We start from the raw sequence: 12331 nt of genomic DNA, 5'->3' as shown, positions 1-12331 counted from the left end.
GTTATATCGGTCAAAGCTTTTTATTTAACATTCGCGGGGCAGGAGAATGGACGTCATTCTTCTCGCGTTTTGACCAGTATGTCGCAAGCCACGATCCTGAAAGGTTATGCCAGACACTGAAAACCGCGCTCGGGACGGCGGAAAGCGGGGAGAAATGAGCGGTGGCAAGCGCAGCTCCGAGTCCGGAATTTTGCATGCCCACTTCAATCGCGACGGCTTTTTGCGAAGCATAATCCATTTTAAAGCATTTGGCTAAAATAAAGCCGAGAAACAAGCCGAGGCCATTATGAAGAACGACGACCGCAAAAATCAGCAGCCCTGATTGTATAATATTTTCCCTGTTGCCACCGACGACTGCGGCGACGATGGCGACAATCCCGATGACCGAGACAAGCGGCAGGGCCTGAACCGCTTTTTCGACCTGTTTTTTAAAGAAAAATTGGACGATCAGTCCTGCTAAAATCGGCAGAAGCACCGCCTGCAAGATCGAGATGAATAGCGATCCGGGAGATACGGGAAGCCATTCCTTCGCAAAAAATAAGATGAGAAACGGTGTCAAAAAAGGCGCCAGCAAAGTGGACACCGTCGTGATGGCGACAGACAGCGCCGTGTTGCCTTTTGCCAAAAATGTCATGACATTTGATGCCGTTCCACCTGGACAGCATCCGACCAAAATGACGCCGACTGCAATTTCAGATGGCAGACCGAGTCCATAGGCTAGTCCAAAGGCGATCAAAGGCATGACAGTGTATTGCACAATGACGCCGAGCAGCACCTGCAGCGGGTTTTTCAACAGTTCTTTGAAATCATCTGCTGAAAGCGTCAATCCCATGCCAAACATGATCACCCCGAGCAGAATGGTAATATAAGGGCTGATCCATGTGAAAGAGGAGGGAAATGCAAATCCCAGCACCGCGAATAAGATCACCCAGATGGCAAACGTTTTTCCTGTAAATTGGCTGATTTTAGCTAAAAGATTCATCAATCAAAACTCCTCACTCGTAGAAAATGTGACATTCCCCTATTATAATTAATATTCTGAATAATTCAATATAAAATAATAATAGACAATAAATATATTATGTAAACTGAAAGAAATATTTGAAAACCTTGACGAATTCGTTTATCATTTTTAAAATGATAGTTTGTAGCCTGTTGTGCAAATAGTTTTAATAGAAGAAGAGGTGCTTTAGTGGAAAATAAACAAAATATATGGTCATCAAAGCTCGGATTTATTTTAGCTTCGGCCGGCTCGGCAATCGGGCTAGGCGCGATATGGAAGTTTCCTTATGTTGCCGGAACCAGCGGCGGCGGAGCTTTTTTACTTATTTTTATCCTTTTTACTTTATTGGTTGGACTTCCTTTATTATTGGCTGAATTCATTATCGGCAGAAAGACTCAAAAAGACGCCGTTGAATCATACAAGGAGCTGGCTCCAGGTTCGCTTTGGCATTGGATCGGGCGGCTCGGCATTATTACGTGCTTTATTCTGCTGTCTTTCTATAGTGTTGTCGGCGGCTGGATCATTATTTATATTTTCAAAGGTTTAACAGGCGAATTATCAAGAAACACGGACTTTGCCAACCTCTTCGGGGAAACGATTTCAAATCCTTATCTCGTTTTGGCGAGCCAGCTGATCTTCATCATCATTACGATCCTGGTCGTCGCAAAAGGAGTCAGAAGCGGAATTGAAAAAGCGAGCAAGTTTATGATGCCTGCTCTGTTCATTATTTTTCTGCTTTTGATCATCCGCTCGGTCACATTGCCGGGTTCGATGGAAGGGCTTGAATTTTTCTTGAAACCGGACCTTTCACACATCAAAACCGAAACGATTCTGTTTGCAATGGGGCAGTCGTTCTTCTCATTGAGTGTCGGTGTTTCCGTTATGGTGACGTACAGCTCGTATTTATCTAAAAAGGAAAACCTGGCGCAGTCGGCGCTTTCGGTGACATTGTTAAACGTATCTGTGGCTGTTCTTGCGGGTATCGCCATTTTTCCCGCCGTGTTTTCTTTCGGCCTATCTCCGGATGCGGGTCCGATGCTGTTGTTTAACGTGCTGCCAACCGTTTTTCATCAGATGCCTTTAGGGATCATCTTTTTATTGGCATTCCTTGTGTTATTTTTATTTGCGACATTGACCTCGGCTTTTTCAATGCTTGAAATTCTTGTTTCATCCTTATCAAAAGGTGATTCGAAAAAAAGACAGGTTTTTTCATGGGTCGGAGGCATTGCGATTTTCCTCGTCGGTATTCCTTCAGCACTTTCATACGGGGTGCTTCAGGATGTAACGATTTTCAATCTGTCCATTTTTGATGCGGCGGATTTTCTCGTCAGCAATATTTTAATGCCGCTCGGCGCTTTGCTCATCGCCGTGTTTGTGCCGCTGAAAATACCGAAAGAAGAACTTTTTGCCGAATTGAAAGAAGGCTCTAAAATCAGCAGAAAATGGTTTGCAGCCTGGCTTCTGTTGATTCGCTACGCAGCTCCAGTCGTCATTATTGTCGTCTTTTTGGACGTCATCGGCGTATTCTAAGATTGAATTGTTGATAAGGCCGGATAAATCCGGCCTTTTTTTCATGCAGACAGTTGCGAGCCCATCGCTTAGGTCAGCTGTGTCTTCTTTTCTCGGCGATTTGATCGGTAAGGGGAAGTGTTTGATGAAAGGGCATGGAAGGGAAAAGGCGTCTGTTTTTCTGGTGCGGAAATATTAAAAAAGCTTGCCGGTGAATTCGTTTTTTACGATTTTACCAGCAAGCAGAAGAGGGGATACCTTGACTTTGATTAAGGCTTACGGAATGTTACAGTTTGTCCGTTTCGATCAAACCAGCCTTTAAAGGCCCAGTTAATCCAGCCGCCGTCTCCTTGGTTTGTAAATTGTCCGCTTTCAAATACCCAAATGCCGTAAATCACGCCATGATAGTTGGCAGATCCATAAAATTTAACTCCTCTTAAACCATTATGATAGCCTTGGCTTAAGTTGAACACCATGACATTATATCTTTGCCCTGCAGAATAAAAAGCGGTTTCCATGCAGTTTTTGACGAAACCGCTGCGGTTATTGCTTTGAACGATAGCATCCCTAATCGAGTTTCCGATTCCTAAGAGATCGAGGCCGATGCTTAAATCAATAGCAGAAGTTTTAAACTGTTGTTTTTCCTGGTTCAATGACTGATTGAGAGATGTGGGTACAGACATAGAAGGTAAGGTTGTAACAGAACTGTCCGTATGTTTTGATTCTTTCGCTTCTGATAAGTACGGCAGACAAGTCACACCGAGCATTATGGCTGTAAAGAAAGCAAACATTTTTTTCATGATTAACCCTCCTAAAATAAAATTGCCATTTTTCGAAAAACTGGCCAGCTGAATCAGACAAACATCGACAGTTTGATCATTTATTTCCTCCCTTCTTGTAGAATAGCTTAACGATTTTTGGAATTAGAGGAATGAGGAAAAATGATTATTTTCCAAATAAATCAAAAAACGTTCACATTTCATACTTAAGGCATGAATTTGGGATATATGGATCGACTGAGATTCGGTATTTCATAAAGGAATGATTAAAATAGCAGATTCAGAAGGGTGTATGGTTGTGGGATTTCTCTCCCAACTCCGCCTCAGCAATCTCCGTGTTATCGGTTATAACAATCCTCAAGATAAACTGGGATATTTAAACTTTTACTTGACACCTTATTACATACGATAGAGGTTTAAGAGAAATAGATACGGTATTGAGAGTGAAAAGGTATCGGCACTTTAGCTCGATTCGGCCAGTGTCGTCGGCTGCCTGGCGCCGAGAAGAGAAAGGTGTGAGAGGAAAGGCTCGTCCGCTTTTTGAGGCAAGTCTTTGACGGGGAGGCCGATGTCCGGCGCAACTACCGAAACAAAACAGGACTTCAATAGCTGAAGTCCCGCCATTGAATTTGAATCAGAACGGCTCCCATTGAACTCGTTTTGCTTGGGCAAAGCGTCTTTCCGGCTCTCTCCAGTCAACGACATTCCACCAATTATCAACGTATTTTGCCCTTTCATTTTGATATTGAAGGTAATATGCGTGCTCCCATACGTCGAGCGGAAGCAGGGGAATTACGTCCCACTGGCTCATGAACTGATGTTTTTCAGCGATCAGAATTTCCAGGCGGTGTGAACGGGGCGCCCAGACAAGGATAGCCCAGCCGACACCTTCCACATGTTTGGCCGCTTCAGAAAACTGTTGCTTAAATGCCGAATAGCTTCCAAAAGAGCGGTTGATCATCTCCAGCAATTCACCTGTAGGCTTTCTTTTTCCTTTTGGATTCATTGCATACCAAAAAATCGTATGCAGATAATGTCCGGCTCCATGAAAGGCAAGCTCCCTTTCCCAGTGATTCACAAGCTGAAAATTTTTCGTCTGCCGCGCCTTTTGCAGTTCCCGCTCGGCTTTATTCAGTCCGTCGACATAGCTTTGGTGGTGTTTTGTATGATGCAGAAACATGATCTCTCTTGAAATATATGGTTCAAGCGCTGAGTACGAGTAGGGCAGCCTTGGCAGACGGTGGCCGCCGATCGGCACCATCCTGAATGACTGACGGTCGGATTGAGCGTGCCGGCCAACGGCTTGATATACGGCTTCCGCTTGTTCATACCATTCCTGTTCGGTCGCATTCGGATCATCCAGTGAACGAAATAACGTTTCTAAACGGCTCTCCAAAGAAGAATCATGTTTCACCTGTTCCTTCATTTCCCTTGCCCAGGATGTCAATTCCTCTTTATATTCATTTCGGTTCAACGTTCTCCCCCATTTCCATTTGTTTAATAAACGCGTTTGAAGCAAGCAGTGAAAACACATAAGGATAGCTGTGGTAGCGAATGTAAAACTGTTTGGGCAGTCCGATGCCTGTCGGATAGTCAAGATGTTTTGACTGGCGCCTATCATCATCGATGAGAAAGCGAATTCCTTTTTGAATCAACGGCTGGTCAGGGGCCTCATATTGCAGCAAAGCCTCCAAAGCCCATGCTGTTTGAACGGCGGTGCCGTAGGGAAGAGGTGAAAAGCTTTTTGTTTCACAGCTTTTGCACGATTCCCCCCAGCTGCCATCAGCAAGCTGTATCGATTTAAGCCATGTGATGGCTTTTTTGACGGCAGGGTGTTCGCCTAAGACGCCGACGGCTTTCATTCCGGTCAAGGCCGCCCATGTTCCGTAGATATAACAGACACCCCAGCGGCCGTACCATGAACCGTTTTCTTCCTGATTCTGAAAAAGCCATTTTAAGGCGCTTTTGACAGCCGGATGATTCTTGTTAAATCCTGCTTTTATTCCAAGCAGATGCAAAACGCGACCGGTCAGATCCGCTGTCGACGGATCAACCGCCGCTTCAGCGGCCGATTCGATCGGCAGATTGCGAATGATGGGATGATTGACGTTTTTTTCGAAAGCTGCAAATCCTCCGTCTTTGTTTTGCATCGATAACAGCCATCTAAGGCCGCGATCCCAATCAGCAGGACCGTTTTGGCGGGGAATCGCTTTTAGTGCGGCTTCTGTATCATCCAGATCAGGGTTGTTGGTGTTTATATCTGAAAACCCCCACCCGCCGGGAATGGCGTAAGGGTTGAAGACAGCCCAATCCGCTCTTTTAACATGCTGTCTTTTTTGCAAGTAATCAGATGCTGATGTGATGACAGAGCTTTTTTGCGGCACCCCTGCATCCTGCAACGCAAAACTTGCCAAAGCCGTATCCCACACGGTAGAGGTTGAATTCTCCAAATAAAGACCTTCACCGCCGCACGGAGTTGTAAGATGCTTGATACCGCTGACTGCTTTTTTGATGATGGGCGCATGTTTTGAAATACCCATGGCCAACAGACTGTAGATCATGAATATCGTTGCGCTGGCATAGCTGTACAGTGTTCCATCTCCTTCAATTCTGTCCAGCATATATTTTCTCCCCGCTTCAAATCCGAGCTGCTGTACATAAGCCGGCCATTTGAAGAGCTCTTTCCATTGCAGACGAAATGAATAAAAGCTTCGTTCATCTAAATAATCGATATTGAGCCAATCTAAAGGGTTTTTTGACATGCTTTCATCCAGATGGCGCAGTGAGCCGATCCGTTTATTCTTTAAGGCGAATTTTCGATTGAACGTGATGGCCATCGGTACAAAATGAATTCTCGCGTAAGTGCTGAAATGGTAAAAATGCAGCGGGAAATAGGGAGGGATGAGCAAAAAAGACAGCGGGATATAAGCTTTTGGCCACGGATACAGCCCATTTGCGGCAAGCATCCATTTCGTCATAAAGTGGATATGCTTCAATCCGCCCTCAGATTTGATGAACGCTTCAGCTTTCTGCATGTGCTTTTCATTCCGGCTGTAGAGGCCGGAAGCAAGCATCCCCGTGTACCCCTGCACGGTTGCAGTTAAATTTCCGCGCGGTTCATCAGGGTAATTCCGAAACGTTCCATCTTCGCTTTGCTTTGAACGGATCCGCCTGGCGAGACTTGTGATAAGAGAAGAATCTTGATCTTCAAGAGAAGTCAAAAGAAGAATGAAAAAGCTGTTTGTCATCACCGGTCCTTCAAAGCAAAACCTCCATGATCCATCGGGCTCCTGTCTGCTTTGAAGCTCTGTCACGATCTTTTGCCTGAAAGCTTTTACGTCCTCTAGCAAAGAACACATCCTTCTCATCTCCTTCATATTACTGTATTCATTCGGGAAATGTGTCATGCCAATGGACGGGCAACAAATCTCTTTCAGGTCGTCAGGTAAAACTGAATCTTCTAGCCGGCTGAAAGGTCTTCAACAAACGATCCGGCGGGAAACGCTTGCGGCAACAGGGTGAACATGATCTGAAAATAGAAAAAGGCAGCTCTGAACCATAGAGTTCAAGCTGCCGTTATACGATCGGTTTTAGGCCGCATATTTTTGGACCCACGATTACATTAGAATAACTCAATGACAAAAATAAGTCTATCATTTTCATGATATTTTCTATATCGTGGACTATGCTGATGAAAGCAGCCCTGCAAAGTGGAGCTCCAGCAGGAATCATCAATTTGAGGTGGGAAAATGAAAAAACGAAAATTAGGCCGGTTAGAGGTATCTGCTATTGGGCTCGGCTGTATGAGCATGTCCGAATTTTACGGAAAAGCGGATCGCGGCGAATCGATCTCAACTATTCATAAGGCGCTTGATTGCGGCGTGAATTTCTTCGATACTGCTGATATGTACGGCATGGGCGACAATGAAAAACTATTGGGCAAAGCATTGAAAAATCGGCGAAAAGAAGCGATTGTCGCCACCAAATTTGGAGTTGTCCGCGATCAGCAAGGGAGAGCGGCGGGGCTGAATGGAAACCCCGATTACGTAAAAAAATCCGTTGATGAAAGCCTGCTGAGGCTTGGCATGGAATACATCGACTTATATTATCTGCACATTCCTGACCCGGATGTGCCTATAGAAGAAACAGTCGGAGCGATGGCGGACCTTGTCAAAGAAGGGAAAGTCCGCTTCCTCGGTCTTTCGAATATAGATCAAGAACGCTTGGTTCGCGCCAATAAAGTCCATCAGATGACAGCGCTGCAGTCAGAATATTCATTGTGGAACCGTGATGTGGAGGCGGTGCTGCCTGCAGCACGGAAGCTGGGTATTGGCATTGTCGCCTACAGTCCGCTTGGAAATGGTTTTTTAACAGGAAAAATCAGACAGATTGACGATTTTTCCGCCGATGATATCAGGCGGCGATTCTCCAGGTTTCAAGGGGAGAACTTTCATAAAAACCTTCAGTTATTGACAGTGCTTGAGAAGATTGCCTTTCATCAAAACGCATCACCTTCTCAAATTGCGCTCGCCTGGGTATTGGCTCAAGGAAACGATATTGTCCCGATTCCCGGAACGAAAAGACGAAAATATCTTATTGAAAACAGCGGTGCTGTTGACATCACATTAACACAAAAAGACCTTGAACAAATCAATAAGACTGCCAATCGATTCTTTGTCAAAAGTGAGCTTTAGACAGGGGGGTGTCTATCATGCCGGTCAACCTTGATCCGCAGACCGGCGGGTTGCCGGCATGACATCAATTTTCAATCTGAATCGGTTGGGAGTAGCTTGCCGGTTTGCATAAAGCTTTTCCTATGATGGAGAGAATTTCATGAAGGAGGCCTTTACGGGTCATTCCGCATCGTTCAAAAAGAACCGAGAGATTTTATGATGAAAGTCGAATAACGATTTTTGCACCTAGTCCTTCTTGTCGGAAGGGCTTTAGCATATTCAGCCATAACGTGATGATTTCTTTAGCAATCTCTTGATCTGATTTTATATTTTGGCTGAAGTAGGTTATCATTTTATGGAAAGGCAGTCTATCGCGAATACCATAGGAGGAACTGAAATGAATATTGAACGTCAGCTTTATGAAAGCGCCGTTGAGCTTATCAAAAAAAGATATCCTGCCGGATGGGGAGGAGCCGCGGCAATGTATACTGAAGATGGGAGGATCCTAACGAGTGTTGCTCCGGAGGTCATCAATGCATCAACAGAGCTTTGCATTGAAACCGGAGCAATCCTTGAGGCCCATAAACTCAATACAAAAGTTACACATTCAATTTGTGTTGTCAGAGATGATGAAAATAGCGATTTTAAAATATTAACGCCGTGCGGGGTGTGCCAGGAACGTCTTTTTTACTGGGGCCCGGATCTTAAAGCAGCCGTTACTGTGCCGGATGGAAGCCTGGTTTATCAATCATTAAAGGAGATTCAGCCCTACCATTGGTCAGGTGCATATCAAGAATAGGGAGGAGGGGGATCGCGTGTTAAAGGGCTGCAAGGTTTATCTCAGACCGCTTGAAAAAGATGATATGGAAAGCTTTTACAAGGCCGCGCAAGATGAAAAAATCAGATATATGACCGGGACCAGACGTGCATTCACAATGGATGAGCTCTATGAGCACTACGAGCGGATCACACATGATGATACACGCTATGATTTTGCCATCTGCCAAAACACAGGTGACCAAATCGTTGGTGACCTGTCCATTCTGGACATCGACAGCCCCAGCCAAAAAGCGGGATTTAGAATCGCTTTGCACAGCCCTGCTTATTTCAATAGAGGCTTTGGGACTGAAGCGGTCAGGCTGGCGATGCAGTTCGCTTTTGAAAAGCTGAAACTGAACCGCCTCCAGCTCGAAGTTTTCTCGCATAACAGCCGCGCAATCAAAGCCTATGAAAGAGCCGGTTTTAAAAAAGAAGGGACGATCAGGCAATCCCTTTATATGAACAACCAATACTCAGATGAAATCATTATGGGGATGTTGAAGCTGGAATATGAACAATTGAAGAACAGCTAAGGCCGGCCCGTTTCTAATGAACGTCGGCAGCACATATTCCGGCAGCTATAAGCAACATGTCATGGAATAAGATTCGTTTATTTCTACATTGATCACTCCAAAGAGAGACCGTTGATCAGAAAAATCCACAAAAGCTTCATATTTCTTTCTCCTCCTTGGACTGATGTAAAACGGTCCGTCCATAAGTTCTTAATGGCTGTGCCGACAATGTCAGAACGGCTGTTGCCAGATACATGACAGCGGCAAAGATATAGACGTTCTGCACACCGGTCAAATCGGCCAGAGCGCCCATGAAAGCGACCGTTAAGATAGACCATGACGTCAGAATGGTATTTTGGGCTGCGACGAGCGGCGCTCTTTCTTCATCTGTCAAAGAATGTTGCAGGATAACCGTTTGACTGACATCCCTCACTTGATAAAGCGGTCCCATTAACATACAAAGGATGAGGGAAAGCAAAGGATTGGCCGAATAGGCGAACAAAAGCGTCATCATGGCCATCGAAAGGGCGCCAAGGGCAATCATCAAGCCCAATCTTTTTTGCAGCCGGCTTGAAAACAGCATCACCAGAACGCCTCCCAATATCGCTCCTAGAAAATAGCCGGCATTGATGAAACCCCACCACGATTCTCCTTTATTGAGAACGGCCGTTGTAAAAGCGAGTAAAATGGCGGAAGTCCAAACGGCATTTGCCAATCCTTCTGCGAGATCCATTGCCGTCAAAAGCAGCACGGTTTTGTTTTTGTATAATGTGCGCCAGCCGGAATGGACAGGCCGTTTTCGGTTTTGGGCCACAGGAGCTGCTCTTTTATCCAGCAAACGAATCAAAAACCCGGACACAAAAAAGAGCCCTGCGGTGATGGATACCAATAAGCTTGTATAGAGAAAAGCGGATAAAGAACCGCCAATTCCCCAGCCGGCCGCTTGAATGAACTGATTGACGGTGACAATGCTCCCGGAGGCTGCAGCATAATCCCGCTTTTCGATCGCTCGATATAATAAACCGGACAGAGCAGGTGTATACCAGGAGCCGATGAAGCTTTGCAAAAATAATAGAGGATACATGAGCTGGACCGGTGATCCGAATGACAAACACAACCCGATGAATAATGCGGTGACGGCTCTGAACCAGTTTGCAAGTGATGCAATGTGATCAAGCTTGAATCGCTGGATATAAAGCGAGGCCAGCGCCCCGCCGGAGAAACCGCCGAGAGAGCTCAGCGCCAAGATTAGGCTTGAGCCGAAGACAGAATCTGTTTTTTTATAGATCTCGACCATGACGAATACCGTCATCATGATGCTCCCTACAGACTGTGCAGCTTGTGACGTCCAAATCAAAATAAAGTTTTTTTCCTTCCAGATTGATTGACTCCGTGAATCGCTCATCCGTTGATCATTCCTATTCATTTCGCTTAAGTAAATGTTAATTTTACCATAATTATCGATATCAGGAATTGATTTAAATAAAATTTTCTCTGTTCAGGCAGTCACCTTGAAAAAACAGACCAATTGGTCCAAAATAAAGATATCATGTGAAAGGGAGCGATGATATGCAAAAGGTATTAATCGCCGGCGCTTCCGGGTATCTCGGTAAATATTTGGTCAGAGCTTTTAAAGAGCAAGGATATTTTGTGCGGGCAATCGTACGAAATGAACAAAAACTGGCTGTCGCCGGTCCGTATTTAGAGCCGGCAGTCGCTGATTTGATCGACGAAGTGCTGATAGCGGATGCGGCGGAAGCAAATTCATTAAGAGGGGCCTGTAACGGAATGGATATTGTCTGTTCATCCCTTGGATTAACCCGGCAGAAGGGGAGTCAGACTTTTTATGATGTGGATTATTTGGGGAACCTCCAGCTGCTTGAAGAAGCGAAAAAGGAGCGCGTCAGCAAGTTGATGTACATCCATGTTTTGAAAGGTGAAAAAATGAAAAATCCGCTCGTCAAAGCCAAACAAGCTTTTGCAGAGAAACTGAAAAATTCCGGAATGAATTACATCATCGTAAAGCCGACGGGTTACTTTTCGGATATGAGTGAGTTATTGAAAATGGCGGAAAACGGCAGGGTATTTTTAATCGGCGATGGAAAGCAGAAGATCAATCCAATACACGGTGCTGATCTTGCCGACTACTGCGTCCGTTCCATTCCAACGCATGACAGAGCAGAGCTTGAGGTTGGCGGCCCGCAGATTTACGAATACAGGGAAGCTGCAGCGCTTGCATTTGCGATCATACAAAAAAAGAAGCGGCTGTTTCATGTCCCTGCTGGGCTCTTATCGGCTTCGCTTCCGTTTTTGCGTATATTCAGTCCGAAACAATACGGCTTATTCAAATTCTTTCTCGAAGGATTGACACAGGATGCTGTTGCACCTGCCTACGGAACCCGTGAATTAAAGACTTATTTCAAGGAGATTGCCGCACATGGCCACGAAAAAAGGTGAACAAACAAAAGAACACATTTTAAATGCGGCGGTATCGTTTATCGTTCGTGAAGGTTTTGAAAAGATCGGGGTCAACAAAATTATTAAAGAAGCCGGAGTCAGCAAAGGCAGCTTTTATCACTATTTCTCAAACACGAATGATCTGATCAAAGAAACGGCAATCCATGCATTTGAACAATGTTTAAAAGACATGCCCTTAGAGCAGGAGGGGGACGCCCGGGAAATTGTAGCAGGTTTGGGAAAGCATATTTTTCATTCTGTTCGCAAGCAAAAAAACGACTATTATTTATTGTTTTTGTGCATCAGCCAAAGCTTCATTGATGATGAGCTGAAAGAAGCGTTCCGATCGATTTTCTCGCGGGTTGTGAAGCAAAACAGCGCCGCCCTGCAAATCGCGGAAAAGGAGGGGCATTCATGCGAAGAGCGCCTGGACAAAAAGCTTCACATGCTGGATATGATAGCAATAGGATTTATCGTTCATTGCCACTTTCTCCATGATGAAGATCAGCTGCTCGGTCTTTGGAAGCAAATGACCGCAGTCCTGTTTACTCCGGGCTGACAAAAAAGCACCGCGATCAA

12 protein-coding genes are annotated in these 12331 nt (G+C 45.1%); 6 read left to right on the top strand and 6 right to left on the bottom strand.

Annotated features, from left to right (window positions below):
* Window positions 1–10: 10 nt before the first annotated feature.
* Window positions 11–982 carry a bile acid:sodium symporter family protein gene (locus M654_RS13865; protein ID WP_026587473.1) on the bottom strand — a complete coding sequence of 324 codons (972 nt, stop codon included), beginning with the start codon at window positions 980–982 and terminating at the stop codon, window positions 11–13.
* Between the two features lie 210 nt (window positions 983–1192).
* Here M654_RS13865 and M654_RS13860 point away from each other — a divergent pair, with 210 nt between their 5' ends.
* Complete coding sequence (locus M654_RS13860; RefSeq protein ID WP_026587472.1) at window positions 1193–2533, top strand: sodium-dependent transporter; 1341 nt, start codon at window positions 1193–1195, stop codon at window positions 2531–2533.
* Between the two features lie 248 nt (window positions 2534–2781).
* On the opposite strand, the gene M654_RS13855 is transcribed toward M654_RS13860, so the two are convergent.
* The 4 genes from M654_RS13855 to M654_RS13840 all read right to left on the bottom strand — a co-directional run bounded on the left by M654_RS13855 (window position 2782) and on the right by M654_RS13840 (window position 6650).
* Window positions 2782–3312 carry a hypothetical protein gene (locus tag M654_RS13855; RefSeq protein ID WP_026587471.1) on the bottom strand — a complete coding sequence of 177 codons (531 nt, stop codon included), beginning with the start codon at window positions 3310–3312 and terminating at the stop codon, window positions 2782–2784.
* 441 nt (window positions 3313–3753) lie between these two features.
* Window positions 3754–3897, bottom strand: coding sequence for a hypothetical protein (locus M654_RS13850; RefSeq protein ID WP_163170560.1), 144 nt, complete (start codon window positions 3895–3897; stop codon window positions 3754–3756).
* Between the two features lie 28 nt (window positions 3898–3925).
* Window positions 3926–4765: a superoxide dismutase gene (locus M654_RS13845; RefSeq protein ID WP_026587470.1), complete on the bottom strand. Its 840-nt coding sequence runs from the start codon at window positions 4763–4765 to the stop codon at window positions 3926–3928.
* Entirely contained in the window at window positions 4752–6650 is a 1899-nt protein-coding gene (locus M654_RS13840; RefSeq protein ID WP_026587469.1) for a terpene cyclase/mutase family protein, read from the bottom strand. The genes M654_RS13845 and M654_RS13840 overlap by 14 nt, the downstream gene beginning before the upstream one ends.
* A gap of 390 nt (window positions 6651–7040) precedes the next feature.
* Here M654_RS13840 and M654_RS13835 point away from each other — a divergent pair, with 390 nt between their 5' ends.
* The 3 genes from M654_RS13835 (at window position 7041) to M654_RS13825 (ending at window position 9316) form a co-directional block, all read left to right on the top strand.
* A complete protein-coding gene (locus tag M654_RS13835) occupies window positions 7041–7985 on the top strand; it encodes an aldo/keto reductase (RefSeq protein ID WP_026587468.1) in 945 nt (314 codons plus the stop codon).
* A 376-nt stretch (window positions 7986–8361) separates the two neighbouring features.
* On the top strand, window positions 8362–8763 hold the full coding sequence (locus tag M654_RS13830; protein WP_026587467.1) for a cytidine deaminase: 402 nt from the start codon (window positions 8362–8364) through the stop codon (window positions 8761–8763).
* Window positions 8764–8779: 16 nt separating this feature from the next.
* Window positions 8780–9316, top strand: a complete 537-nt coding sequence (locus M654_RS13825; RefSeq protein WP_026587466.1) for a GNAT family N-acetyltransferase — start codon at window positions 8780–8782, stop codon at window positions 9314–9316.
* A 136-nt stretch (window positions 9317–9452) separates the two neighbouring features.
* Here M654_RS13825 and M654_RS13820 read toward each other — a convergent pair whose 3' ends face one another.
* A complete protein-coding gene (locus tag M654_RS13820; protein ID WP_236251135.1) occupies window positions 9453–10700 on the bottom strand; it encodes an MFS transporter in 1248 nt (415 codons plus the stop codon).
* A gap of 164 nt (window positions 10701–10864) precedes the next feature.
* Between M654_RS13820 and M654_RS13815 the strand changes: the two genes are divergently transcribed.
* Window positions 10865–11752, top strand: coding sequence for an SDR family oxidoreductase (locus tag M654_RS13815; RefSeq protein ID WP_026587464.1), 888 nt, complete (start codon window positions 10865–10867; stop codon window positions 11750–11752).
* The gene (locus tag M654_RS13810; RefSeq protein WP_026587463.1) at window positions 11733–12311 is read left to right on the top strand and encodes a TetR/AcrR family transcriptional regulator; all 579 of its coding nucleotides are present in this window, start codon (window positions 11733–11735) and stop codon (window positions 12309–12311) included. Before M654_RS13815 ends, M654_RS13810 begins: the two co-directional genes overlap by 20 nt.
* Window positions 12312–12331 lie beyond the last annotated feature (20 nt).

The sequence above is a fragment of the Bacillus sp. NSP9.1 genome (genome assembly GCF_000465465.2).
In the GTDB taxonomy this organism is placed as follows: Bacteria; Bacillota; Bacilli; order Bacillales; family Bacillaceae; genus Bacillus; species Bacillus sonorensis_A.
Note: the sequence above shows the minus strand (reverse complement) of the source record. Positions and strands in the feature narration are given on the sequence as shown.

Coding starts and splice junctions, on each gene's coding strand:
- M654_RS13865 (WP_026587473.1), bottom strand. CDS start 982: ATGAATCTTTTAGCTAAAATCAGCCAATTTACAGGAAAAACGTTTGCC.
- M654_RS13855 (WP_026587471.1), bottom strand. CDS start 3,312: ATGAAAAAAATGTTTGCTTTCTTTACAGCCATAATGCTCGGTGTGACT.
- M654_RS13840 (WP_026587469.1), bottom strand. CDS start 6,650: ATGTGTTCTTTGCTAGAGGACGTAAAAGCTTTCAGGCAAAAGATCGTG.
- M654_RS13835 (WP_026587468.1), top strand. CDS start 7,041: ATGAAAAAACGAAAATTAGGCCGGTTAGAGGTATCTGCTATTGGGCTC.
- M654_RS13830 (WP_026587467.1), top strand. CDS start 8,362: ATGAATATTGAACGTCAGCTTTATGAAAGCGCCGTTGAGCTTATCAAA.
- M654_RS13820 (WP_236251135.1), bottom strand. CDS start 10,700: ATGAGCGATTCACGGAGTCAATCAATCTGGAAGGAAAAAAACTTTATT.
- M654_RS13815 (WP_026587464.1), top strand. CDS start 10,865: ATGCAAAAGGTATTAATCGCCGGCGCTTCCGGGTATCTCGGTAAATAT.
- M654_RS13810 (WP_026587463.1), top strand. CDS start 11,733: ATGGCCACGAAAAAAGGTGAACAAACAAAAGAACACATTTTAAATGCG.